This is a genomic window from Variovorax robiniae, from assembly GCF_037889955.1.
Lineage (GTDB): Bacteria > Pseudomonadota > Gammaproteobacteria > Burkholderiales > Burkholderiaceae_C > Variovorax > Variovorax robiniae.
The window spans coordinates 59,971-83,590 of record NZ_JBBKZS010000023.1 but is presented as its reverse complement, the minus strand read 5'-3'; the positions used below and the strand labels follow the sequence as shown (position 1 = coordinate 83,590).

Here is a 23,620-nt window from a genome sequence, read left to right as displayed (position 1 = left end):
AATCCTCATACCCCCGCCGCTTAAAAAAGCAGCAGGGTAGGCTGAACACCCGGGTCAAATTTGAACCGGCACAACCCTCACAGGTGGGTCAATTTTCGGCCGGCGCCAACAACATAAGGGCCGCGCAGGAGGATGGTGCCGATCTCGTCGACCGCTGCATCGCGCTGCACATGGCCATCGGCACCAAGCTGCACGACCTTCATCTGCTGGTAGGGCAGGCGCAGGCCGATCGAGCCGATCGCGCGATGGCCGTCGCGCGGGTTCAGCGAACTCACGCAGGTCGCCTCGGTCATGCCGTAGCCTTCGAGCAGCTTGAGCCCGGTGGCCGCCTCGAAGCGGTTGAACAGCTCGATCGACAACGGCGCCGCGCCGCACACGGCGAAGCGCAAGGAGCTCACGTCGACGCCCTCGCGCGGCACGTTGAGCAGCGCCGACAGCACCGTCGGCACCGAACTGAACAGCGTCGCCTTGTAGCGCGCCACCGAGCGCCAGAAGCCGCCGATGGTGCGCGCATCCCGGTACCCCGCGCTCGACAGCATCACCACATGCGCGCCCACGCTGAAGGGCGCCAGCCCGGTGATCAGCATCGCGTTGGAGTGGAACAGCGGCAGGCCGCACAGCAGCGTGTCCTGCGGGCCCATGGAGAGCGCGGTGGACACGGCCCAGGCATTGGCCGCCTCGTTGAAATGCGTGCGGCGCGCGAGCTTGGGCGTTCCTGTCGTGCCGCCGGTGTGGAAGTACGAGGACACGTCCTCGCCCTGCGGCGGCGCGGTGCCGACCAGCGCGTCGCCGGGTTGCTGCGACAGCAGCGCATCGAAGTCCAGCGCCCAGGGCGGGCAGGGTCCGTTTCCACCCACGCGCACAACGGCGCGCAGAGTCGGCACGCGGTCGCGCAGGGCTTCGACCTTTTCCCAGATGCCCGGTTGTTCCTGCCGGCCCAGCGCCACGAGCACCACCGTGCCCGCCGCGTTGAGGATGCCGACCATGTGATCGACTTCGAGGAACGGATTCACCGGATTCACGATGCCCGCCGCCTCCGCGCCCCAGAGCGTGAAGTGCGTCTCAGGCAGGTTCGGCAGCAGGTACGAGACGACATCCGTTCGCCCCACGCCCAGGCCGATGAAGGCATTGGCTGCCTGCGTGATGCGGCGGTACAGCGTGGCGTAGTCGTAGCGCGTTTCACCGTCGGCCGCATCGCCGGTGGGTACGAAAGTCAGCGCCGGCGCATCGGGCGTGGCTTCGGCCTGCCGCGCGATGGCCGCGTGGCTGGAGATCGGTTGCTCCAGCCGGCTCTCGATCGGCAACTGCTCCAGCGCCTCGACGTCTTCCAGCGTGCGCAGCGGCGCGTGCGCGCTCGTGCTCATCGTTGAACGCCTTCAGTTCTGCACGGTCAGCTCGGGCTTGGCCACCAGGCCGAAGCTGCGCAGCACGCCCAGCAGTTCGTGGTGCCCGAAAGCCTGGCAGCCCGATGCGAAGCCGACCCGCTTCGGTGGCTGCTGCAGCAGCGAATGCGCCGCATAGGCTTGCAGCAAGCCGGTCTGCTTGTAGTTGCAGTTGCCGAAGATCACGCAGTGCGCGCGGCCCAGCGGCCCGGTCGCATGGACCGAGTCCACCGATTTGTTGAGGCGCGGGTTCTCGCGCGGCGGCATGCTGTTCATGACGCCGGCGGCGGTCTGCGCCAGAGCAGCGTAGCGGTCATCGGGGTTCATGCCCTCCGTGGCCTTCAGCGCGGCGGCGACGATCTGCGGCACGCCCAGCATCAGCGGCTTGTTGAACACGCCGCCCAGCACCTTGACGTTGGACACGCGCGGGTCCTTCTTGAACCACACCGGGTGCGAGGTGCCGCCCCAGGGCAGCGCCAACGCCATCTCGTGCTGGCCCGGGATCGCGAGGCTGTAGAGGCCCGCGTCGGGCTGCCATTCGACGTACTGGTTCTGGTAGAGGTGGAAGGCCTTCGACGTGGCCGCGTTGACGAGGATGGTCTGCGTCGACGCGATGGTCGGGCTGCCGCCCCAGAACACGGCGATGTCCAGCGTGTCCAGGCCCGGCGTCTCTAGGCAGAGCTGCGCCGCGATCTCGCCGGTGGTGTACATCTGCGCGAGGCCGGGCGACAGCAGCAGGCCGGCCTGCGCGAACTTGGCGCCGTACTGCGTATCGAGCGTGATGAGCCAGTCCTGTTCGCCGGTGGTGTCGGTGTAGTGGCACTTGGCGGCGAGGCAGGCGTCCACCACCTCGGGGCCGAACTTGGCGAAGGGGCCGACGGTGTTGAGCACCACGGAGGCGCCGGTGAAGAGGGCGGTCAGCGCCTCGGTCGTGTGGGCCACTTCGACCACTTCATACGTCGCGGTCTCGATACCGGCCACATTGGACTTCATCGCCGCATGGAGCTTGTCGGCGCTGCGGCCAGCCGCGATGAAGGGAATGCCGAACTCGCGCAGGTACTCGCAGATCAGCCGGCCGGTGTAGCCGCTCGCGCCGTAGACGATGACAGGCTTCTTTGTCGTGTTGTCGCTCATGTTGTGCTTCCTCAGGAGTGTGACGATTTCATTTCAGTTATCCGTGCGGGCAATGCCTGTTCGTGGGCACCCGCGGAACCGGCTTTGCCGGGCCGCTGGGTGCGCCCCCTCGAAGGGGGTAGCGCCGCAGGCGCTTCGGGGGTGGGCCTCATCTCAGAGAAGGGACGAGCTCACGCCGCCATCCAGCACGAAGCCGCTGCCGTTGGAGAAGCTGGCGCGCTCCGAGGCCAGGAACACGGCCAGGTTCGCGACTTCCTCGGGCGTGCCGTAGCGGCCCTGGCGCTGCGCGATCACCGCATCGAAGTCGGGGATGTTGAGCAACTGCTCGAACTCCTTCTTGCGCGGCTTGACCATGTCGGTCTCGATGAAGGCCGGCAGGATCGCGTTGACGCGGACGTTGTGCGCGCGCAGTTCGACTGCCGCCGTCTGAGTGAGCGACATGACGCCGGCCTTGGCCGCCGCGTAGCTGCCGATCAGCGGGACCGCGCCCTTTGCCGTGACCGAGGCCATCGTGACGATCGCACCACCGCCCGCCGCGATCAGCGCCGGGGCTGCGTAGCGGATGCAGAGGAACACGCCGTCGAGGTTGACCGACGTCACCTCGCGCCATTGCTCGTAGCTGGTTGCTGCCAGCGGCGACAGCGTCCCGATGCCCGCGTTGGGCACCATGATGTCGAGGCGGCCATGCTGCTTCACGGCAGCGGCGACCAGCGCTTCGACTTGCTCCGGCACGCGCACGTCGCAAGCCATGGCCGTCGCGCCTGGCAGCGAGGCGGCGACCTTCTGCGCCGAAGCGGCATCGATGTCCGACACGATCACCTTCGCGCCCTCGGCCGCATAGGCGCGCGCAATGGCCTCGCCGAGCCCGCGTCCCGCGCCGGTGACGATGGCGACCTTGTCCTGAAGAAGCTTGGCGGTATTCATAGCAATCCGGCAGACAGGCCGCCGTCCAGGATGTAGTGGGAGCCGGTGGTCCAGCTGGCGGCGTCGGAGGCAAGGAAGGCGGTCATCTCGGCCACCTCCTGCGGCGTGCCGAGGCGCAATTGCTTGGCCGCGACCAGCGCATCGAAGGGCACGCCGACGATCGCCTCGACGGTCGGGATCAGCCGATCCACCATCGCCGTGCCGACGAAGCCCGGGCACACCGCGTTGATGCGTATACCGGTCGGCTTCAGTTCGGCCGCCGCGGTGCGCGTGAGTTGGAGCACCGCCGACTTCGATGCCGCATAGGAGCCGAACAGCGGCACGCCATTGGTGCCCGCCAGCGAAGAGATGTTCACCACCGAGCCTCTGCCCGAGGCCACCAGCGCACCCAGTGCGGCCCGCATGCCGAGGAACACGCCCATCACGTTGATGTTCATGAGCCGGCCGATCTCTTCCTCGCTCTGGTCGAACAGCGGCTTGACGATCTCGATGCCGGCGTTGTTGACCAGGGTGTCGAGGCCGCCGAAGGCGGCGGTGGTGGCTTCGACCGCGCCGGCCCAGTCGGCCGCCTTGGTGACGTCGCAGCGCACCGACTTCGCCATCGCCCCCAGTTCGGCCGCCGCCTTCGCGGCGCCCGCTTCGTCGATGTCGGCGAGCATCACCTGCGCGCCTCGCTCGACAAAGAGCCGCGCGATGGCAAGGCCGAGCCCCTGCGCCGCGCCGGAGATGAGGGCCTTGCGGCCCTGCAGTTCGATCATGAGCATGTCTCCTCCGCCTGTGTCGGCGGTGGAGGCATTCGAACAGCGGCGGCTGATCAAGCCGCCAAACTAAAGGTTGGTTTTTTTTGCTGCGATGCAGCAGGGGGTCAGTGGAAGGTCAAACCTTCCAGGCCCCCACATGCGGCGCACTCGCCTCGTCCACCAGCGCCGGCCCGATGCATTCGATCGGATGCGGCGAGACGTCGAACACATCCCGGCAGGACAGTTCCGCATCGCGCTGGTCCTGCCGTTCACCGCGGAACAACCGCAGCCGCCCGGCGTCGATGCCGAACACCACGCGCCCGATGTTCGACCAGAAAATCGCACCCGCGCACATCACGCAGGGTTCTCCGGACGAGTAGAGGGTGGCGCTGGCCAGGTCCTCGCGTGACAAGCCCTTGCCGGCCAGCGCGCGCACGGCGTTGGTTTCCGCATGGCCGGTGCAATCGCCGGTCTCGCTGGTGTTGTTGTAGGCCTCGCAGATCACCTCGTTCCTGGCCGACACGATGACGGCGCCGAAGGGGCGGTTGCCGCGGCGCGCGGCCGCGTGCGACCAGCCGATGGCCTTGCGCAGGTAGCGGCCGTCGCGCTCGTCGAGTGAGGTTTCCGGGGGGAATTTCGTGTGGTTGTCGCCGTGATTCATGCGTTCGCTGCCAGGCGATTCGGTGTCATCAATATGCCATGCAGGACGCATGCCGGGCAACCGGGTGCATGCGAGCAAGCCCCGGGTTTCGGCAACATGTAACAAAAATCACGACACGCGCGTCTATGTCACGGCAAAGCGCGCGTGAGTGTTGTATCCGGGCACATCGAAAGCGGTCGTCGGGCAGGTCGAAAGCAAAATGCCGCCCATGACCGAACCCAGCGCGCTTTCCGACAGCCAGCTGATGGCGCGCGCCCATTTGTGGCGCAGGAAGTCGATGATGGGATCGCGCGACGCGGCGGAGTACGCCCGTGCCCATGAGATCGAGATGCGCCGTCGCCTGGGCGCCACGACGACGATGGACGCACCCCTGTCGCAAGGACGCGTCCGGCGTCGCAAGTGGTGGCGGCTCTGGTAGGGATCGGCCGGCGCTCTTCTTCGTCCGCGCGTGTTTGGCTACTTCGGCACCACCAACCCAGCCCGCGCCTTCAACGCCTTCTCCCGCGCATGGCACCCATCGAAGTGGTCGTTGACCAGGCCCATTGCCTGCATCAGCGCATACATCGTCGTCGGCCCGACGAAGGTCCAGCCCTTCTTCTTCAGGTCCTTCGACAGCGCCACGGATTCGGCTGAGCTGGTCATGGCCTTCACATTGGCCAGCGTGAACTTCTTCGGCCGCGTCTTCGGATCCGGCTCGAAGCTCCAGCAGTAAGCCGCCAGCGAGCCGTGCTGCTCGCGCAGTTCCAGTACCCGCTTCGCATTGTTGATGGCCGATTCGATCTTGCCGCGGTGCCGCACGATGCCGGCGTCGGCCAGCAGCCGCGCGATGTCCTTCTCGCCGAAGCGCACCATCTTCTCGGCCTCGAAGTTGGCGAAGGCCGCGCGGAAGGCCTCGCGCTTGTTGAGGATGGTGAGCCAGCTCAGGCCGGCCTGGAAGCCCTCCAGGCAGAGCTTCTCGAACAGGCGCCGGTCGTCCGTCACCGGGAAGCCCCATTCGTTGTCGTGGTAGTGCTGGTAGAGCGGCGTGGCCGCGCACCAGCTGCAACGCATCTGGCCGTCGCCACTGTCGAAGAGGCCCGAGGGTTGTGTCATTGCAATTCGAATCCTTGCTGCTTCACCGCCGCCGAGTCCAGTCCGATCTGCACGTTGAATTCGCCGGCCTCGGCAGCGTACTTCAATTGCGCGTTGAAGAACTTCAGCTTGTCCTCGTCGACGGTGAAGCGGACCACCTTCTCCTCGCCGGGCTGCAGCATGACCTTGCGGAAGTCCTTCAGCTCCTTCACCGGTCGCACCACCGAAGCCGCAACGTCCTGGATGTAGAGCTGCACCACCGTCTCTCCGGCGCGCTTGCCGGTGTTCTTCACGGTCACGCTTGCATCGATCTTCCCGCCGCGCTTCATCGTGGGGCTCGACAGCGTCACGTCCGACAGGCTGAAGTCGGTGTAGCTCAGGCCATATCCGAACGGATACAACGGTGCGGTGACTTCCTCGAAGTATTGCGAGGTGTAGTTGCCCGGCTTGCCCTCGGTGAAGGGGCGGCCCAGGCGCGGCTTGTTGTAGTAGGTCGGGATCTGTCCGGTGGAGCGCGGGAATGAGATGGGCAGCTTGCCGGAAGGGTTGTAGTCGCCGAACAGCACGTCGCTGATCGCGTTGCCGCCTTCGGTACCGGTGTACCAGGTCTCGAGGATGGCGTCGGCCTCCTTCTGCTCGCGCGCCAGCGCCAGCGGGCGGCCGTTCATCAGTACCAGCACCAGCGGCTTGCCGGTGGCCTTCAATGCGGTCAGCAGTTCGCGCTGGCCGGGCGGCAGGTCGATGGTGACGCGGCTCGACGATTCATGCGACATGCCGCGCGATTCACCGACCGCCAGCACGACCACGTCGGCCTGTTTCGAGACCTTCACCGCTTCCGCGATCATCGCTGCCGGGGTGCGCTTGTCCTGCGTGACTTCCGGCTTGTCCCAGTTCATGAAGTTCAGGTACTCGACGATCTTCTCATCGGTGGTGACGTTGGCGCCGCGTGCGTAGACCAGGCGCGCCTTGTCCCCCAGTGCGTTGCGCATGCCTTCGCGCAGCGTGACCGATTGCGCCGCCACGCCGGCGGCCGACCAGCTTCCCATCATGTCAATCTTCGCGTCCGCCAGCGGGCCGACCAGCGCGATGGTGCCGGCCTTCTTCAACGGCAGCGTCTGCTTCCTGTTCTCGAGCAGCACCATCGACTTGCGCGCCACATCGCGCGTCTCGGCGCGGTGCAGGCGGCTTTCGGCGTTGACGTCGGCCGGGTCGTCCGCGGGCTTGCCGATGCGGCGATACGGGTCGTGGAACAAGCCCATGTCGTACTTGGTGCTGAGCACTTCGCGCACCGCGTTGTCGATTTCCTTGTCGCTCACTTCGCCCGACTTCACCAGCCCGGGCAGTTCCTTGAGGTAGACCTCGTCGGCCATGCTCATGTCGATGCCGGCCTTGATCGCCAGCTTGGCGGCCTCGCGCTCGTCCTTGGCCACACCGTGTCGGATCAATTCGACGATGGCGCCGTGGTCGCTGAAGGTCACGCCCTTGAAGCCCCAGTCCTTGCGCAAGAGGTCCTGCAACAGCCAGGTGTTGGAGGAGGCCGGCACGCCGTTGATGGAGTTGAGCGCGACCATCACGCCGCCCGAGCCTGCATCGATCGCGGCCTTGTACGGTGGCAGGTACTCCTGGTACATGCGCATCGGGCTCATGTCCACGGTGGCATAGTCGCGCCCGCCTTCGACGGCGCCATACAACGCGAAATGCTTGACCGCCGACATCACGCTGTCCGCGTTCTTCGGCGACGTGCCCTGGAAGCCCTTGACCGCCGCGCGCGCCGCAGCGGACACGAGGTAGGGGTCTTCGCCAAAGCCTTCCGAGGTGCGGCCCCAGCGCGGGTCGCGCGAGATGTCGACCATCGGCGCGAAGCTCATGTCCACCGCATCGCTGCTGGCCTCGATGGCGGCGGTGCGCATGGTCAGCGTGATCGCGTCCATGTCCCAGCTCGAGGCAAGGCCCAGCGGGATCGGGAAGATGGTCCGATGACCATGCACCACGTCGTACGCGAAGGACATCGGGATCTTGAGCCGGCTGCGCTGGATGGCAGCGTCCTGCAGCGGCCGGTTGTCCTTGCGCGTGACCGAGTTGAAGGTGCCCCCGACGCGGCCGGCGGCGATCTCGTCGGCCAGGCGCGTGAGCGGCATGTCGCCGCCGATGCTGATCAGCCGCAGCTGCCCGATCTTCTCGTCGAGCGTCATGCGCGACATCAAGTCCGTGATGAAGGCGGACTTGTCGTTGATCGACGGCGGTGTGCTGCTTGATTGAGCCTGGACCGAATGGCAGGCGATGCTGGCAACCAGACCCAGCACGAACAGATGTTTCATTCGATGAAGTTGTGGACCCGGCGGCCGGGACGTCGATGGTGTCGCAGAAACGCGAAGTCTACTGTCAGCCATCGCCGCGCCTTTTCTTCCCGGCGCCGGATGTGCGGGGCAGGGCGCTACATTGAGGGTTGGGCAATGCTGGACAAGTTCCCGGTGCATCGCGCATCCACGGGGATCCTGGCCAGCGTTGCGCCTGTTCCAAAGGAGAAATTCGTGCTTCCTCTTGCCACCCGGCGCATCGTCCATCGCGGAATGCCCGCCGCCTTGAAGGGCCTTGCCGCCACCATCCTGATGCTGTGTGTTGCTGCGCAGGCCCACGCCTTCTCGCTCGACGACGTGGTCGCCAAGGCGCGCTACCTGATGGCCACGCCTTATGCGGCGCCCGTGAGCAACCTGCCGCCGGCCTTCGCGCAGATGCAATACGCCGACTACGCCAGGATCCAGCCGCTGCCGGCGAAGTTCGGCTGGCGCGACCAGCCCACGCCGTTCAAGCTCAACTTCTATCACCAGGGCATGCAATTCAATGCGCCGGTGACCATCAACGAGATCGTCGGCAACGACGTGAGCGAGATCAAGTACGACGCGCAGCGCTTCGACTTCGGCGGCCTGCCGCTGGACAAGAGCGCCACGCAGAATCTCGGCTATGCCGGCTTCCGCGTGCTGTACCCGATCAACCAGCCGGGCAAGGAAGACGAGATCATGAGCTTGCTGGGCGCGAGCTACTTTCGCGTGATCGGCAAGGGGCAGGTGTACGGGCTGTCGGGCCGCGGCCTGGCCATCGACACCGCGCCGCCCGGGGGCGAGGAGTTCCCCAACTTCCGTGAGTTCTGGGTGCAGCGTCCAGCGGCGCAGGACCAGCAACTGGTGATCTATGCCTTGCTCGATTCGCCGCGCGCCACAGGCGCCTTCCAGTTCACGTTGCGGCCCGGCGCCGACGCGATCCTCGACGTGCAGGCCCGCATCTTCATGCGCGGCAAGGTCGGCACGCTGGGCATCGCGCCGCTGACCAGCATGTTCCTCTACGGTCCCAACCAGCAGACCGACAAGCGCAGCTATCGCCCGGCCATCCACGACTCCAACGGACTGGCCATCCGCACCGGCAGCGGCGAATGGCTCTGGCGCCCGCTCAATGATCCATTGGCTGTTGCGATCAGCAGCTTCAGCGTCGAGAATCCGCGCGGCTTCGGCCTGCAGCAGCGTGGCCGCGAGTTCTCGCGCTTCGAGGACTTGAAGGACCGCTACGACCTGCGGCCGACCGCCTGGATCGAGCCCAAGGGCGACTGGGGCAAGGGCAAGGTCCAGCTGGTCGAACTGCCGACCGCCGACGAGACCAACGACAACATCGTCGCCTACTGGACGCCCGACGTGCAACCCGAAGCCGGCCAGGCGCTCTCCTTCGACTACCGCATGCACTGGACCATGGACGAGGCCGCGCTGATGCCGCGCAACCTCGCATGGGTGCGGCAGACCATCCACACGCCCGGCGAACAGACCCAGGCCAACCTGATCCGCCAGCCCGATGGAACGACCGCCTTCCTGGTCGACTTCGAAGGCCCGCCGCCCGCCGCGATGCCGGCCGATGTCGCGGTGACGCCGCAGGTCAGCGTGGACAGCAATGCCGAGTTGATCGGCAGCACGCTGGAGCGCAACCCCGCGATCAAGGGCTGGCGCGTGACGATCCGCATCAAGGTGAAGGACCCGAAGGTGCCGGTCGAGATGCGCGCCGCGCTGGTGGCGGCGGGCAAGGTGCTCAGCGAGACGTGGAGCTACCAGTTGACGCCCGTGGTCGTTGCCACGGCCGCGCCGGCGCCTGCGGCCTCTGCTGCGCCGCCTGCGCCCGCCCCGGCGCCAGCGCCGTCGCCCGCCCGATAGCCGCAGGAATTCTCGCTGCCTCGTTCAACGCCACCTTCCCGAAGGATCCACCATGAGCATCACCATCCGTCGCGACGACATGGCCGGTACGCGCCATGTCCTGAAGATCCGCAACCACGAGATCACCGTGGACGCATCGCCAGCCGCCGGGGGCAAGGACGAAGGCCCGGAGCCGCACGACCTCTACGATGCCTCGCTGGCCTCGTGCAAGGCGCTGACCGTGCTGCTCTATGCGCGGCGAAAGCAGATGCCGCTGGAGGACATCGAAGTGACGGTCGACCGCGACAACGCGCAGGAACGGCAGGGCACCTACCGCCTCAAGACGACGCTGCGGCTCACCGGCAATCTCAGCGAAGAGCAGCGCGCCGAACTGCTGCGCGTGGCCGGCAAGTGCCCCTTGCATCGGCTCATGACCGAGGTCAAGACGGAGATCGAAACCGTGCTGGCCTGACAGAATTCGGGGAGGAGAGACAAGAAGATGGACCACGAAGAACAGATCGCGATGATCAAGCGCACCCTCGCGCTGATCGAATCCAGGGACAGCGAACGCGGCGAGCCCGCCATCAGCCCGGTGTCGCGCTACCTCGATGCGGCGCGCTACCAGCAGGAAGTGGAGAAGATCTTCCGCCAGTACCCGCTGGCCGTGTGCGCGTCGGCGTCGCTGGCCAAGGCCGGCGATTCATTCGCCATCGATGTGGCGGGCATTCCGCTGGTGATCCTGCGAGCGGAGGGCGGCGAGATCAACGCCTTCGTCAATGCCTGCCGTCATCGTGGCGCGCGCATCAAGGCGCCGGGCCTCTCAAGCCAGCGCGTGATGATCTGCCCCTACCACAGCTGGACCTATGGCCTCGATGGCGCCTTGCGGGGCAGGCCGCATGCCAATGAGTTCCCGCATGCACCCGCGTCGGATTGCTCGCTGGCACGCGTCCCGGCCGCCGAGGCGCTGGGGCTCGTGTGGGTCGTCCCGCGCGTCGCCAGGGCCGGCGAAAGCGCCGCGCTCGACATCAGCAACTGGTCGGGACGCTTCGGCACCGACCTGCGCAACTGGGGCTATGACAGCTGGAAGCCGGTGAGCGAGCGCGAGTTCGTCAACCCGACCAACTGGAAGATCCCCTTCGAAGGCAATCTCGAGTCGTACCACTTCCAATACGCGCACCGCGACAGCATCGCGCCGATGTTCTACGACAACCTCCTGGTGGCCGACCATGACAGGCAGCACCAGCGCATGTTCTTGCCCAAGCGCAGCATCGAAGGCCTGCGCGAACGGCCGGTGAGCGAATGGGAGGTCGGCCCGCACGCGAACATCATCTATTACTTCTTCCCGGCCACTTTCATCCTGCATGAAGGCGACCATGCCAATGCCTTCACGGTGCTGCCGGAGGCGGTGGACCGCTGCCGCGTGATCGGCAGCACGCTGGTGCCCGAACTGCCGACGACGGAGAAGTCCGCCAACTACTGGCGCAAGAACGTGGCCTCGTTCTGGGGTGCGCTGGACGAGGACTTTGCGCTGGGGGTGTCGGCGCAATCGACGCTGGCGAGCGGGGCGCAGGAGGCGCTGTACTTCGGTGCGACCGAATGCGGCGCCGCGCGGTTTCATCGGGATGTCGAGGCGGCTCTCGGAGCGTGAACACTGCGCAGCGTTTTGCGGAAGCCGCAGTGCACGCAACCGTATCCTTTCCCGGCGCTTGACCCGCGCCGCACCTCCGTTCAAGATCGCGCGCAACCAAACGCGAACGACCATGCCGCCCGGCGCAGCGCGGGCCGTGTCAGCAAGCAGCGCGAGGAGCAACGCATGACCTTGACCGATCGCAGGAGTCTCCTGAAGGCGCCGCTGTGCATGACCGCGCTGTCGCTGGCCGGTTGCGCGGCCATCGGACCCCCGTCGGTCTCGCGTGATCGCTTCGACTACAACGGCGAGATCGCGCGTTCCTGGAAGGAGCAGACGCTGCTCAACATCGTGCGTGCGCGCTATGCCGACATGCCCCTGTTCCTGGAGGTCTCGCAGGTGGTCAGCGGCTACACACTCGAAAGCACGGTGTCGGCGGGTGGCGTCTTTGCGAAGAACAACGCGGTCGCGCCACCGGGCAGCAACCTGAACTTCGGTGCGCAGGGCAAATGGACAGATCGCCCGACCATCACCTACACGCCGCTGACGGGCCAGCAGTTCAATCGCAGCATGCTGACGCCGATACCGCCGGCCGCCGTGCTGTTCGCGATGCAGGCCGGCTGGCCGATCGACCTGGTGTTCCGGGTCGTGGTCCACAGCATCAACGGACTCAACAGCACGGGGCGCGGCGCCGCGGGCTATGAACGCATGGTGCAACTGATGCGCATGCTCCAGGACTCCGAGTTGCTCGGCATGCGGGTGCGGGGCGGCGTGAAGCAAGACAACGAGGTGGTCCTGTTCTTCAACACGCGCGTGCTGGCGCCGGAGGAAACCGCCCGGGTCGAGGAGTTGCGCGGTCTGCTGCGCCTGGTTCCGGGACGCAGCGAATACCACGTACGCTTCGGTGCCGCCGCGGCGGGCGAAGGCGAGATTGCCATGCTGACGCGGTCGATGCTGCAGATTCTGATCGACCTCGGCGAATACGTGGACGTACCAGAGGCCGCCGTGCGCGACGGCCGCACGACCGAGAGCCAGGCGCCGTCGAGCGCGGTGCTGGGGCGCCTGCTCAAGGTGAAGGTCGCGCAGGAGCGGCCCGCGGATGCGCTGGTCTCCGTTCAATACCGCGACGGCTGGTACTGGATCGACGACCGCGACATCGCGTCCAAGCGCACCTTCGCGATGGTGATGATCTTCTCGACGCTGGCCGATTCCGGGGCGCGCGAGGGGATGCCGCTGGTGACGATACCGGGCTGAGCTTGTGGCTTCGCAGCCACGTCGCCTCGTTCAAAGTTCACCCTCTCCAGGAAGCTTCCCGCTACATTTTTCGAGTCGGGTTGTTGCGCGGTTCCGTGCCTGCCCTGACACACAAAAATCCACGGGGAGGCAAGAGGACATGAGAGTTCGGAACAAGGTATTGGCGTTGGCGACCGTGACTGTCGCAGCGCTTGCGGGTTGTGGCGGTGGGAGTGGGGGTGGCGGCGGATTCTTGCCGGTCACGCCCGTACCGGTGCAGCCGCCGGCACCCGCCGAATCGAAAGTGACGCTCACTGTCACTGTCGCGGGCAACGCAGCAAGCCCCGACGCATCGGGCAACTACACCGTGGCGCCCGGCAGGAACATCACCGTCATGGCAAGCGAAGCCGTCGAATGGAGTGGCAGCTCCACCGGCGATGCGGTGGTGACGCGCCATGAGATCTCGACGATCCCGACCGCATGGGCCTCGCGGCTTGCGAATGCCAGCAAGACGCAGCCTGGCTCCTACACCCTGGTCGCGCGAACCGCGGACGGCCTGTCGAAGCCATTGAAGTTCGTGGTGGCGGCAGGCGACTACCGCAGCGGCGACTACAAGGTGTTCGGCGCCGATGGCTCGCGCCAGAGCCTCACGGTCGACTTCGACCAGCGCACCTTCACGATGACCGACAGCAACGGCGTCGAGGCCACCGGCGCGCTCGGCGCGGAGGATAGTGGATGGTTCAGCGTGATCAGCGACCGCGTCACGGGCATCAACACCTCTGTGCTGCGGCCCTTCGACGACACCATCCTCGGCGCGTTTCCGTATGCGGTGCCGTACGCGAACCCGGTCACGTACGCGTCGTACCCGCTCGTCGCGTCGCGCGCGCTGGTCACGACGCAAGCCAGCCTCGACGGCACCTACAACCGCTTCCGCGTCGATGCGTCGCCTACCGGTCGCGATTCCCGGATCGGACAGGTGCAGATCTCGGCGGGCGGTACCTTGATGAAGCAATGCACGGACAACATCATCTACCGCGTCGATGAATGCCCGCCTGCATCGCTCGTGAGTTCGACGGTGGCGGCCGATGCCGAGAGCGGCATGTGGAGCTTGGCCGACACCGCCACCTCCACCTTTCAGGGACGCTTTGCCATCGCGCGCATGGGCGGCGAGAACGTGTATCTGTCCGCCGGTCCGTCGCCGTCGGGAAGCAGCCAGGTGTTCTCGATCGGCCTGCCCGAGACGCCTGCCTACACCGGCTTCAAGAGCAGCGCGGGCGGATCGACCCGCCACACCCTGGACGTCAGCAGCGCCACCGCGACGGACTACAGCTATGCCCCGCTCGGGTCGGCTTCGGCGACCCAATTTGCGCTCGGCGGTGTCGGTCCGTCCGCGCCATATGGGATGCGTGTGGCGGGCAACGGCCCCGACCGCTATTTTTTCATGCGCTCCGCCAGGCTGGAAGCCGTCGTGGGCTCACGTGGCAATGCCAATACGCAGGGCTTCCTGCACCTGGGCTTGATCTTGGACTGACCCCGGCTCAGTGGCCCGCGCCGCGGCTTTCCCAGAAGCCGCGGTGCGTGGAGATCATTTCTTCCTCGATGGCGGGCACAGGGCCGATCACCTCGATCTTCTTCTGCCCGCGCGCGAACACCTCGCGGCAGGGGAGAGACAGCGTCGGGTTCTCCGGATGGTCGCCGGTGAGTGCGAGCAGCGCCGTTTCCTCCGCACCGTAGACCACGCGGCCGATGTTGGCCCAGTAGGTGGTGCCGGCGCACATCGCGCAGGGCTCGAAGGTGGTGACCAACGTGCACTGCCAGAGATAGTCGGCGGGGTAGTTGAGGGAGGCGGTGCGGGCCAGCGTGGCCTCGGCGTGATGCACGGTGTCGATGTTGCCTTGCTCGGCCAGGATGGTTTCGCCATCGGGTGCGACGAGCACCGCGCCGAACGGATGGCGGCCCATGGTCATGGCGCGTTGCGCGACTTCGTTGGCGCGGCGGAGCGCGCGGAGGATCTGGTCTGGGGTCATCGGCGAATTTTGCCCCCTCTGTCTTACTCCCTCTCCCTTCGGGAGGGGGCGGGGGTGAGGGCTCCGGGCTTTGGATGGTGCGCTGCCTGTGCCGCCGCCGCTGCCCCTCACCCCGGCCCTCTCCCCAGAGGGGAGAGGGAGTAGATCAGCTCACTCGCCTTGCGAACCGCGATGCGCCCAGGCGGTCGTGTGCTTCTCGATCGCGCTGAAGACCTCGTACATCCCCATCGCCATCGCCCCCACCACCACCAGGCCCGCAAAGGCCAAGCCCATCTGCATCGCCGACCCCGCCGAGATCAGCAGGTAGCCGATGCCTTCGTTCGCCGCCGTCATCTCGCTCACCGTCGTCCCCACGAAGGCCAGCGTGATCGCCACCTTGAGCGAGGCATAGAAGTAGGGCATGGAGCGCGGCAGGCCGATCTTCATCAGCACATCCCAACGTTTTGCGCCGAGCACCCGCAGCACGTCCTCCAACTCGGGCTCCAGCGTCGCCAGCCCGGTCGCGATGTTGACCATGATCGGGAAGAAGCTGATGAGGAACGCCGTGAGGATCGCCGGCCCCGCGCCGATGCCGAACCACACCACCAGGATCGGCACGAAGGCCGCCTTGGGCAACGCATTGAACGCGGTCATCAACGGGTACATCGCCGCATAGGCCAGCCTCGAACTGCCGACCACGAAGCCCAGCAGCACACCCACCACGATCGCCAGGCCAAATCCCGCCATCGTCACCCAGAAGGTGCGCCACGCATGCCCCGCGATGATGAGCTTGAACTCCCAGAACTGCGTCCAGATGCGCCATGGGCTCGGGAAGATGAACTCTGACACCTCGAAGCCGGCGCAGATCACCTGCCACAGCACCAGCACCGCGACCAGCAGGATCCACGGCGACCAGCGTTCGATCTGCTTGCTGTTCTTCATGCGACCGCTCCCGACGTTGCGCCGATGCCGGTGTTGCGGATGGCGCCGATATGACCACGCAGCTCCAGCACGATGTCGGTGAATTCCTTGGTGTAGGTCAACTCCAGCTCGCGCGGACGCGGCAGGTCGATCTCTCGCTTGACCACGAAACGCCCCGGACTCTTGCTCATCACGTACACCGTGTCCGCGAGGAAGGCCGACTCGCGCAGGTCATGCGTCACCAGGATCACGTTGAACTGCTGCTCCGCATGCAGGTCGCGCAGGATGCACCACAGGTCCTCGCGCGTGAAAGCGTCCAGCGCGCCGAAGGGCTCGTCGAGCAGCAGCATCTTTGGCTCATGGATCAGCGCGCGGCAGATGCTCGCGCGCTGCTGCATGCCGCCGGACAGCTGCCATGGGAACTTGTCCTCGTAGCCGGCCAGGCCCACCTTCTGGAGCAGCTTGCGTGCACGCTCGACGTAATCCTTTCGCTTCGCCTTGAAAGACGAGCGATAGGGCTCGACGATCTCCAGCGGCAGCAGCACGTTGTCCACGGTCGTGCGCCAGGGCAGCAGCGAAGGCGCCTGGAAGGCCATGCCCGAGATCTTCAGCGGCCCCGTCACCGGCGCACCGTCGATGCGGATGTTCCCTCGCGACGTCATCCTCAGTCCCGTCGCCAGCTTCATGAACGTCGACTTGCCGCAGCCTGAAGGCCCGACGATGGCGATGAACTCGCCGCGCATCACCTTCAGGTCGATGGCCTCGACTGCGAAGTGGTTGGCGCGCAGCAGTTCCTCGTTGTAGGCGAGCCAGACGTCCTGGAAGTCGACGAAGGGCGCTTCAAGTGGCGCAGCGGGCGTCGCGTCGGCGGCGCCCATCACTTGCGCAGGATGTTCAGTTCGGCGGCGGGCGGCAGCAGGGCCGCGGTCCACACCGCATCCGGGTTCACGCGGCTCTTGGTGTTGAAGGCGTCGGACACCTGCGAGGCCATCAGCGACAGGCGACCCGCGTTCACCGCGCCGAAGCCTTCGGCACGCGCATCGGGGCTGTTGATGACGGTGTCGATCGCGAGCTTCAGGCGCTTGGTCTCCAGCGTCTGGTCGATGATGCCGTCGCGCGCCTTCACCGATTCGATGGCGACTGCCGGGTTCGCGATGACTTCCTTCGCACCCTTGGTGAAGGCCGTGAGGAAGGCCTTGATCGCGGCCGGGTTCTCCTTGATGAGCCTGGGCGAGGCGATGATCACGTTGCCGTAGAGCTTCACGCCGTAGTCGGGGTAGGGCAGCACCACCACGTCGGCCGCCTTGGTGCCGCGCGCCTCGAGGTTCAGCAGCGAGGTGAAGGTGAAGCCGGTGATCGCATCCACGTCGCCGCGCATCAGCATGGTTTCGCGCAGCGTCGGATCCATCGTGGTCCAGGCGAGCGTGCCGAGGTTGTTGGCCTTGGCAAAAATCGGGAAGGCGCGGCGGCCGGCATCGAACACCGGCGCGCCCATCTTCTTGCCGGCCAGGTCGGCCGGCTTGGTGATGCCGCTCTTCTTGAGCGCCATGACCGAGGCTGGCGTGTTGTTATAGACCATCATCACTGCGACCGGCTTGTTCGGGCTGTCGGGGTTGTTGGCATGGAACTCCATCAGCGCGGCCAGGTCGGCAAAGCCCATGTCGTAGGCGCCCGAGGCCACGCGCGTCACCGTGCCGCCGGAGCCGTTGCCCGCGTCGATGGCCACGTCGAGGCCGGCCTGCTTGAAGTAGCCCTTGGCGGCGGGGTGCAGGAAGAGGGCGGCGGGCCCTTCGAAGCGCCAGTCCAACTGGAACTTGATGGGCGTGACGTTCTGGGCTTGCGCCGTGGCGCCGAGGCCCATAGCAAGGGCCGAGACGGCGAGGAAATTCTTGATCAACTGGCGCTTGTTCATTCTTGAATCCAATGGGAGAGCAGTGCGGGGATTCAAGCAAAAACGGGGCCGCACGCAAATGGTGCGAACCCGCGAACATGCCTTGGGGCGGTGCGGCGAGGCTCGTTGCCGCAACGAGGACGCGCCCCGCCTCGGGGCGCGTGCCGTGGACTCTACTTGTGGCTTCCGGCGTTGGCCACGGCCAGCGCCGTCATGTTCACCACGCGCCGCACTGTCGCCGACGGCGTCAGGATGTGCACCGAACCGGCCGCGCCCATGAGGATCGGGCCCACGGTCACGCCGTTGCTGCCCGTCATCTTGAGCACGTTGAACAAAATGTTCGCGGCGTCGAGGTTGGGGCAGATCAGCAGGTTGGCCTCTCCGCTCAGTGAGCTGTCAGGCAGGGCCTTGTAGCGCACCTCTTCCGACAGGGCCGCGTCGCCGTGCATCTCGCCGTCGCACTCGATATCGGGCGCCATCTGCGAGAACAGGTCGCGCGCGAGGCGCATCTTCTTTGCCGAAGGTCGTTCCGACGAGCCGAAATTGGAATGCGACAGGAAAGCCACCTTGGGCGGCATGCCGAAGCGGCGCACTTCCTCGGCGGCCATCACCGCGATGCTGGCCAGCATTTCTGCGCTCGGATCTTCATGAATGAAGGTGTCGGCGATGAACAGCGTGCCCTTGTCGAGCGTCAGCGCGTTGAGCGCGGCAAAGCCGGGCGCACCGCGCTTCACGCCGGTGACTTCCCGCAGGATCTTCAGGTGGCTGTCGAAGCGGCCGACCAGGCCACACAGCATCGCGTCGGCATCGCCCAGGTGCACCATCAGCGCGGCGATGGTGGTGTTGGAGCGGCGCACCATGGCCTTGGCGGCGTCGGGCGTGATGCCGCGGCGGCCCATGATCTTGTGGTACGCCTCCCAGTAGTTGCGGAAGCGCGGATCGTTCTCGGGGTCGACCACATCGGCGTCCTCGCCCAGGCGCAGGTGCAGCCCTGCCTTCTTGACGCGCGCCTCGATGATGCCGGGGCGGCCGATGAGGATCGGCCGTGCCAGGCCTTCGTCCACCGCGAGTTGGGCGGCGCGCAGGACGCGGTCGTCTTCGCCCTCGGCGTAGGCCACGCGCTTGTGGGTCGCGACCTTGGCGGCGCTGAACACCGGCCGCATGAACATGCCGGTCTGGTAGACGAAGCGCGTCAGGTGCTGGCGGTAGGCCTCGATGTCCTCGATGGGCCGCGCGGCCACGCCGGAGTCCTGCGCCGCCTTGGCGACAGCCGGCGCGATGCGCAGGATCAGCCGTGAGTCGAAGGGCTTGGGGATGATGTAGTCGGGGCCGAAGGCGAGTTCCTGGCCTTCATAAGCGGTCGCCACTTCCTCGCTGATGTCTGCCTTGGTCAGGTCGGCGATTTCGCGCACGCACGCCAGCTTCATTTCTTCCGTGATCTTGCTGGCGCCGCAGTCCAGTGCGCCGCGGAAGATGTAGGGGAAACACAGCACGTTGTTGACCTGGTTCGGATAGTCCGAGCGGCCAGTAGCGATGATGCAGTCGGGCCGCACTGACTTGGCCAGTTCGGGCCGGATCTCGGGCTCGGGGTTGGCCAGCGCCAGGATGATCGGCTGCGTGCCCATGGTCTTCACCATCTCGGCCGTCAGCACGCCGGGCGCGGAGCAGCCGAGGAACACGTCGGCGCCATTGACCACGTCGGCCAAAGTGCGCGCACCCGTATCTTTTTGCGCGTAGCGCTTCTTCGATTCATCGAAGCCGCCGGCGCGCCCGTCGTAGATCAGGCCCTTGGAATCGACCGCGTAGATGTTCGAGGTCTTCGCGCCCAGGCCCACCATCACGTCGAGGCAGGCAATGGCTGCGGCACCCGCGCCGGAGACGGCGATCTTCACGTCCTCGATCTTCTTGCCGACCAGTTCCAGCCCGTTGAGCAAGGCAGCGGCCGAGATGATGGCGGTGCCGTGCTGGTCGTCGTGGAACACCGGGATGTTCATGCGCTCGCGCAGCTTCTTCTCGATGTAGAAGCACTCGGGCGCCTTGATGTCCTCGAGGTTGATGCCGCCCAGCGTGGGCTCCAGCGCGGCAATGATGTCGACCAGCTTGTCGGGGTCGTTCTCGGCCAGTTCGATGTCGAACACGTCGATGCCGGCGAACTTCTTGAACAGGCAGCCCTTGCCTTCCATCACCGGCTTGCTCGCCAGCGGGCCGATGTTGCCGAGGCCGAGCACGGCCGTGCCGTTGGTGACCACACCGACCAGGTTGCCGCGCGAGGTGTACTCGGCCGCCTTGGACGGGTCGGCCTCGATGTCGAGGCAGGGATAGGCGACGCCGGGCGAATAGGCCAGCGACAGATCGCGCTGGTTCATCAGCGGCTTGGTGGGCGTGACGGAAATCTTGCCCTTGACGGGGCTGCGATGGTATTCACGGGCTGCTTCGCGCAGCGCTTCTTCTGCCGGTGACAGGGGGGCGGCCATGAAAATGCTCCTTTGTTCTCTGGGCTCGGAAGGCTACTCCAAAAGTGAACAGCCTTCGCGTAGTGGAAGCACCGTGGCATGTTTTTGTCCTCCGGCAGGGCCGCGCCGCTGGATAAACTCAGCCCGCAACCAGGGAGGGCTGAGATCACACTGCGCCGGAGGGGGCGCTTTCCATGGCAATGCAGAATCTTGATGAGGCTTCGCCCGATGTCCTCGTGATCGGCGGAGGCCCGGCCGGATCGACCGTGTCGGCCCTGCTGGCGGACAAGGGGTACGACGTCGTACTTCTGGAGAAGGCGCAGCATCCGCGCTTTCACATTGGCGAGTCGCTGTTGCCGATGAACATGCCCTTGTTCGACCGCCTCGGCGTGCGCAATGAAGTGGAAGCCATCGGCATCCAGAAGCATGGCGGCGAATTCGTCTCGCCCTGGCACGATCACACCAGCCTGTTCCTGTTCGGCGAGGCGATGGACAAGTCCTTCCCCTATGCCGTGCATGTGCGTCGCTCCGAGTTCGACGAGTTGCTGTTTCGCCATGCCGGCAAGCGCGGCGCGCGCACCTTCGAAGGCCACAAGGTCACGCATGTCGACATGAACGCCGGCCAAGGCACGCCTGACAACCGCGCGCTGGTCAAGGTGAAGTCTGGCGATGGCGTGCAAACCGAATGGCGTCCGCGTTTCGTCATCGACGCCAGCGGCCGCGACACGGTGCTGTCGAACCAACTCGATGCCAAGAAGCGCAACCCGAAGCATGCAAGCGCGGCGATCTTCGGCCACTTCGCGAATGCCAGGCGCACCCAGGGCAAGTACGAGGGCAACGTCACGCTGTTCTGGTTCGACCACGGCTGGTTCTGGTTCATCCCGCTACGCGATGGCACCACCAGCGTGGGCGCGGTGGCCTCGCCGGCCTACTTCAAGCGGCGCACCGGCACGCTGACCGACTTCCTCATGGAGACGATCGCGCTGGCGCCCAAGCTGGCCGAGCGTCTCAAGGATGCGACGCTGCTCGAAGGGGCGACCACGACTGGCAACTATGCCTACGACTCGAAGTTCTGCCGCGGCGACCGCTTCGCGATGATTGGCGATGCCTATGCCTTCGTGGACCCGATGTTCTCCTCGGGCGTGTACTTGGCGATGAACAGCGCCTTCGCGAGTGCGGCGGCGGTGGACCTCTGGTTGAAGGGCGAGGCGAAGGAAGCGGAGCGGGCCTTCCGCCAATTCGAGAAGACCATGCGGCACGGGCCGAACATGTTCTCGTGGTTCATCTACCGCATCACCTCGCCGGTGATCCGCAACATGTTCATGAACCCGCGCAACATCTGGCGCATGCAGGAGGCGCTGATCTCGATCCTGGCCGGCGACCTGTTCCGCAAGACGCCGATCTGGCCGCGGCTGATGGGCTTCAAGGTCATCTACTACATCTCGTGCCTGACGATCCTGAAGCAGGCCTTCGGGACGTGGGCTTGGCGGCGCAAGAACCTGAAGGATTCGCTGGCGGTGTCGGGGCTGGAGGCGCCGAGGGACGCGGTCTACGAGAAAGGTTGACCAGCGCTTCGTTGCGCAAGGTTTGTGCGCGGGCCGAGGCCACCGGGTATCTCCTTCCGCGAATGTCCCCCGCCTTCGGCTCCTCCTTTATTTCGCTGCAGGAGACACCCGATGCCCTCGGCCTTGGACAGGCCGAGGGGCGATCTCAGTCGGGCTGAACAGGATGCTGCGCCAGCGCTTCGAGCGCTCGCACCAGCGCCGAGTGATCGGACTGGCCATGGCCCAGCGCAGCACAGGCGTTCATGAGCTGTGCCGCGCCTGCCGTCTGGGGCAGCGCGACGCCAAGCGCGCGCGCACTTTGCATCGCCAGGTTCAGATCCTTCTGATGCAAGGCAATGCGGAAGCCCGGCGCAAAGGTGCGCTTGATCATTCGCTCGCCATGCACTTCCAGGATGCGCGATGAAGCAAAGCCGCCCATCAGCGCCTGCCGCACCTTGGCCGGGTCGGCGCCGGCCTTGCTGGCGAACACCAGCGCCTCGCCCACCGCCGCGATGTTGAGCGCCACGATGATCTGGTTGGCCACCTTGCAGACCTGGCCGTCGCCGATGCCGCCGACCAGCGTGATGTTCTTGCCCATCTTGTCGAGCAGGGGCTTGACCTTGTCGAACTCCGCCTGCTGGCCGCCGCACATGATGGTGAGGCTCGCGGCCTTCGCACCGACTTCGCCGCCGGACACCGGCGCGTCGACATAGCCGCAGCCCAGCGCCTCGATCTTCTTGCCGAAGCCCTTGGTCGCCACCGGATCGATGGAGCTGCAGTCGACGACGGTCTTGCCCTTCGACAGGCCGGCCGCGACGCCGCCTTCACCGAACAGCACCAGTTCGACGTCGGGCGTGTCCGGCACCATCACGAAGATGATGTCGGCCTGCTGTGCGACCTCGGTGGCCGTCTTGCAAACCGTGGCCTTCGACGCGAAGGGCTCGGGCGTCTTGCCGTGGGTGTTGACGAACAACTGGTGGCCTGCATCAAGCAGGTGGCCGGCCATGGGCGCGCCCATGATGCCGAGGCCGATGAAACCGATCTTCTGAGCGCTCACGCGTTGCTCTCCTCTGTTTGTTGGGTCAGTGCCTCGCGCCATCCGAGGCCGGCGGTGGTGGTGGTGCGGGGCTTGTATTCGCAGCCGATCCAGCCGTCGTAGCCGATCGCGTCGATGTGCCTGAACAGCCACTCGTAGTTGATCTCGCCCGTACCGGGTTCGCCGCGCCCCGGGTTGTCGGCCAGCTGGATGTGGCCGATGCGCGCGAGTTGCTTGCTGAGCGTGTTGCCCAGTTCGCCTTCCATGCGCTGCGCGTGGTAGATGTCGTACTGCACGAAGAGGTTGGGCGAGCCGACCTCGTCGATGATGGCCAGCGCCTGGTCGGTGCGCGTCAGGAAGAAGCCGGGGATGTCGAAGGTGTTGATCGGCTCGATCAGCAACTGGATGCCGGCGGCCTGCAATTCCTTCGCGGCAAAGCGCAGGTTCTCGATCAGCGTGGCCCTTGCGACCTGTGGGCTCACGCCAGCCGGCAGCTTGCCGGCCAGGCAGTTGACGCGCGGGCACCCCAACGCCGTCGCGTAGTCGATGGCCTTGGCCACGCCTTCGCGGAATTCGGCGGTGCGGGCGGGGTCGACCGCAATGCCGCGATCGCCGCCGTCCCAGTTGCCCGCGGGCAGGTTGTGCAGGACTTGCTGCAGGTGGTTGTCACGCAGCGCGGCGGTCAGTTCCTGCTTGCTGAAGGCATAGGGGAACAGGTATTCCACCGCTTCGAAGCCCGCGTTGGCGGCGGCTTCGAAGCGTTGCATGAACGGAAGCTCCGTGAAGAGCATCGTGAGGTTGGCGGCGAACTTTGGCATCGCGGTGCTT

At 66.0% G+C, this 23,620-nt stretch carries 21 protein-coding genes; 7 read left to right on the top strand and 14 right to left on the bottom strand.

The features are described 5' to 3' along the window. Positions 1–77: 77 nt before the first annotated feature. From WKW79_RS31405 to WKW79_RS31385, 5 genes are all read right to left on the bottom strand, one after another. Entirely contained in the window at positions 78–1,364 is a 1,287-nt protein-coding gene (locus tag WKW79_RS31405) for an AMP-binding protein (protein ID WP_340339156.1), read from the bottom strand. Positions 1,365–1,376: 12 nt separating this feature from the next. Continuing rightward, entirely contained in the window at positions 1,377–2,516 is a 1,140-nt protein-coding gene (locus WKW79_RS31400; protein ID WP_340339155.1) for a DUF5938 domain-containing protein, read from the bottom strand. A gap of 153 nt (positions 2,517–2,669) precedes the next feature. Continuing rightward, complete coding sequence (locus WKW79_RS31395) at positions 2,670–3,440, bottom strand: SDR family NAD(P)-dependent oxidoreductase (protein ID WP_340339154.1); 771 nt, start codon at positions 3,438–3,440, stop codon at positions 2,670–2,672. After that, positions 3,437–4,198, bottom strand: coding sequence for an SDR family NAD(P)-dependent oxidoreductase (locus WKW79_RS31390; protein ID WP_340339153.1), 762 nt, complete (start codon positions 4,196–4,198; stop codon positions 3,437–3,439). Before WKW79_RS31390 ends, WKW79_RS31395 begins: the two co-directional genes overlap by 4 nt. A 118-nt stretch (positions 4,199–4,316) precedes the next feature. Further along, a complete protein-coding gene (locus WKW79_RS31385; protein ID WP_340339152.1) occupies positions 4,317–4,841 on the bottom strand; it encodes a nucleoside deaminase in 525 nt (174 codons plus the stop codon). Positions 4,842–5,049: 208 nt separating this feature from the next. On the opposite strand from WKW79_RS31385, the gene WKW79_RS31380 reads away from it, so the two are divergent. Next, a complete protein-coding gene (locus WKW79_RS31380) occupies positions 5,050–5,259 on the top strand; it encodes a hypothetical protein (protein WP_340339151.1) in 210 nt (69 codons plus the stop codon). Positions 5,260–5,297: 38 nt separating this feature from the next. Here WKW79_RS31380 and WKW79_RS31375 read toward each other — a convergent pair whose 3' ends face one another. Next, positions 5,298–5,933: a DNA-3-methyladenine glycosylase I gene (locus WKW79_RS31375; protein ID WP_340339150.1), complete on the bottom strand. Its 636-nt coding sequence runs from the start codon at positions 5,931–5,933 to the stop codon at positions 5,298–5,300. Next, positions 5,930–8,230 carry a beta-glucosidase BglX gene (bglX, locus tag WKW79_RS31370; protein WP_340339149.1) on the bottom strand — a complete coding sequence of 767 codons (2,301 nt, stop codon included), beginning with the start codon at positions 8,228–8,230 and terminating at the stop codon, positions 5,930–5,932. The genes WKW79_RS31375 and bglX overlap by 4 nt, the downstream gene beginning before the upstream one ends. A 252-nt stretch (positions 8,231–8,482) precedes the next feature. Here bglX and WKW79_RS31365 point away from each other — a divergent pair, with 252 nt between their 5' ends. The 5 genes from WKW79_RS31365 to WKW79_RS31345 all read left to right on the top strand — a co-directional run bounded on the left by WKW79_RS31365 (position 8,483) and on the right by WKW79_RS31345 (position 14,472). Further along, complete coding sequence (locus WKW79_RS31365) at positions 8,483–10,102, top strand: glucan biosynthesis protein G (RefSeq protein WP_340339161.1); 1,620 nt, start codon at positions 8,483–8,485, stop codon at positions 10,100–10,102. Between the two features lie 52 nt (positions 10,103–10,154). After that, positions 10,155–10,553 (top strand): OsmC family protein, encoded by a 399-nt coding sequence (locus tag WKW79_RS31360; protein ID WP_340339148.1) that lies wholly within the window; start codon positions 10,155–10,157, stop codon positions 10,551–10,553. 27 nt (positions 10,554–10,580) lie between these two features. Next, entirely contained in the window at positions 10,581–11,729 is a 1,149-nt protein-coding gene (locus tag WKW79_RS31355) for an aromatic ring-hydroxylating oxygenase subunit alpha (protein WP_340339147.1), read from the top strand. A gap of 165 nt (positions 11,730–11,894) precedes the next feature. Continuing rightward, on the top strand, positions 11,895–12,962 hold the full coding sequence (locus WKW79_RS31350; protein WP_340339146.1) for a hypothetical protein: 1,068 nt from the start codon (positions 11,895–11,897) through the stop codon (positions 12,960–12,962). Between the two features lie 139 nt (positions 12,963–13,101). Next, the gene (locus WKW79_RS31345) at positions 13,102–14,472 is read left to right on the top strand and encodes a hypothetical protein (RefSeq protein ID WP_340339145.1); all 1,371 of its coding nucleotides are present in this window, start codon (positions 13,102–13,104) and stop codon (positions 14,470–14,472) included. Between the two features lie 7 nt (positions 14,473–14,479). On the opposite strand, the gene WKW79_RS31340 is transcribed toward WKW79_RS31345, so the two are convergent. The 5 genes from WKW79_RS31340 to WKW79_RS31320 all read right to left on the bottom strand — a co-directional run bounded on the left by WKW79_RS31340 (position 14,480) and on the right by WKW79_RS31320 (position 20,233). After that, entirely contained in the window at positions 14,480–14,968 is a 489-nt protein-coding gene (locus WKW79_RS31340; protein WP_340339144.1) for a nucleoside deaminase, read from the bottom strand. Positions 14,969–15,118: 150 nt separating this feature from the next. Next, positions 15,119–15,889 carry an ABC transporter permease gene (locus tag WKW79_RS31335; RefSeq protein ID WP_340339143.1) on the bottom strand — a complete coding sequence of 257 codons (771 nt, stop codon included), beginning with the start codon at positions 15,887–15,889 and terminating at the stop codon, positions 15,119–15,121. Beyond that, positions 15,886–16,746, bottom strand: a complete 861-nt coding sequence (locus tag WKW79_RS31330; protein WP_340339142.1) for an ABC transporter ATP-binding protein — start codon at positions 16,744–16,746, stop codon at positions 15,886–15,888. Before WKW79_RS31330 ends, WKW79_RS31335 begins: the two co-directional genes overlap by 4 nt. Further along, a complete protein-coding gene (locus tag WKW79_RS31325; protein WP_340339141.1) occupies positions 16,746–17,780 on the bottom strand; it encodes an ABC transporter substrate-binding protein in 1,035 nt (344 codons plus the stop codon). Before WKW79_RS31325 ends, WKW79_RS31330 begins: the two co-directional genes overlap by 1 nt. A gap of 152 nt (positions 17,781–17,932) precedes the next feature. Further along, on the bottom strand, positions 17,933–20,233 hold the full coding sequence (locus WKW79_RS31320) for an NADP-dependent malic enzyme (RefSeq protein WP_340339140.1): 2,301 nt from the start codon (positions 20,231–20,233) through the stop codon (positions 17,933–17,935). 173 nt (positions 20,234–20,406) lie between these two features. On the opposite strand from WKW79_RS31320, the gene WKW79_RS31315 reads away from it, so the two are divergent. Further along, entirely contained in the window at positions 20,407–21,777 is a 1,371-nt protein-coding gene (locus WKW79_RS31315; protein ID WP_340339139.1) for an NAD(P)/FAD-dependent oxidoreductase, read from the top strand. Positions 21,778–21,922: 145 nt separating this feature from the next. Here WKW79_RS31315 and WKW79_RS31310 read toward each other — a convergent pair whose 3' ends face one another. Both WKW79_RS31310 and hyi read right to left on the bottom strand, forming a co-directional pair. Then, a complete protein-coding gene (locus tag WKW79_RS31310; RefSeq protein ID WP_340339138.1) occupies positions 21,923–22,813 on the bottom strand; it encodes a 2-hydroxy-3-oxopropionate reductase in 891 nt (296 codons plus the stop codon). Beyond that, positions 22,810–23,610, bottom strand: a complete 801-nt coding sequence (gene hyi, locus WKW79_RS31305) for a hydroxypyruvate isomerase (protein WP_340339137.1) — start codon at positions 23,608–23,610, stop codon at positions 22,810–22,812. Before hyi ends, WKW79_RS31310 begins: the two co-directional genes overlap by 4 nt. Positions 23,611–23,620: the final 10 nt, after the last annotated feature.

Coding starts and splice junctions, on each gene's coding strand:
- WKW79_RS31405 (WP_340339156.1), bottom strand. CDS start 1,364: ATGAGCACGAGCGCGCACGCGCCGCTGCGCACGCTGGAAGACGTCGAG.
- WKW79_RS31400 (WP_340339155.1), bottom strand. CDS start 2,516: ATGAGCGACAACACGACAAAGAAGCCTGTCATCGTCTACGGCGCGAGC.
- WKW79_RS31395 (WP_340339154.1), bottom strand. CDS start 3,440: ATGAATACCGCCAAGCTTCTTCAGGACAAGGTCGCCATCGTCACCGGC.
- WKW79_RS31390 (WP_340339153.1), bottom strand. CDS start 4,198: ATGATCGAACTGCAGGGCCGCAAGGCCCTCATCTCCGGCGCGGCGCAG.
- WKW79_RS31385 (WP_340339152.1), bottom strand. CDS start 4,841: ATGAATCACGGCGACAACCACACGAAATTCCCCCCGGAAACCTCACTC.
- WKW79_RS31380 (WP_340339151.1), top strand. CDS start 5,050: ATGACCGAACCCAGCGCGCTTTCCGACAGCCAGCTGATGGCGCGCGCC.
- WKW79_RS31375 (WP_340339150.1), bottom strand. CDS start 5,933: ATGACACAACCCTCGGGCCTCTTCGACAGTGGCGACGGCCAGATGCGT.
- bglX (WP_340339149.1), bottom strand. CDS start 8,230: ATGAAACATCTGTTCGTGCTGGGTCTGGTTGCCAGCATCGCCTGCCAT.
- WKW79_RS31365 (WP_340339161.1), top strand. CDS start 8,483: ATGCCCGCCGCCTTGAAGGGCCTTGCCGCCACCATCCTGATGCTGTGT.
- WKW79_RS31360 (WP_340339148.1), top strand. CDS start 10,155: ATGAGCATCACCATCCGTCGCGACGACATGGCCGGTACGCGCCATGTC.
- WKW79_RS31355 (WP_340339147.1), top strand. CDS start 10,581: ATGGACCACGAAGAACAGATCGCGATGATCAAGCGCACCCTCGCGCTG.
- WKW79_RS31350 (WP_340339146.1), top strand. CDS start 11,895: ATGACCTTGACCGATCGCAGGAGTCTCCTGAAGGCGCCGCTGTGCATG.
- WKW79_RS31345 (WP_340339145.1), top strand. CDS start 13,102: ATGAGAGTTCGGAACAAGGTATTGGCGTTGGCGACCGTGACTGTCGCA.
- WKW79_RS31340 (WP_340339144.1), bottom strand. CDS start 14,968: ATGACCCCAGACCAGATCCTCCGCGCGCTCCGCCGCGCCAACGAAGTC.
- WKW79_RS31335 (WP_340339143.1), bottom strand. CDS start 15,889: ATGAAGAACAGCAAGCAGATCGAACGCTGGTCGCCGTGGATCCTGCTG.
- WKW79_RS31330 (WP_340339142.1), bottom strand. CDS start 16,746: ATGGGCGCCGCCGACGCGACGCCCGCTGCGCCACTTGAAGCGCCCTTC.
- WKW79_RS31325 (WP_340339141.1), bottom strand. CDS start 17,780: ATGAACAAGCGCCAGTTGATCAAGAATTTCCTCGCCGTCTCGGCCCTT.
- WKW79_RS31320 (WP_340339140.1), bottom strand. CDS start 20,233: ATGGCCGCCCCCCTGTCACCGGCAGAAGAAGCGCTGCGCGAAGCAGCC.
- WKW79_RS31315 (WP_340339139.1), top strand. CDS start 20,407: ATGGCAATGCAGAATCTTGATGAGGCTTCGCCCGATGTCCTCGTGATC.
- hyi (WP_340339137.1), bottom strand. CDS start 23,610: ATGCCAAAGTTCGCCGCCAACCTCACGATGCTCTTCACGGAGCTTCCG.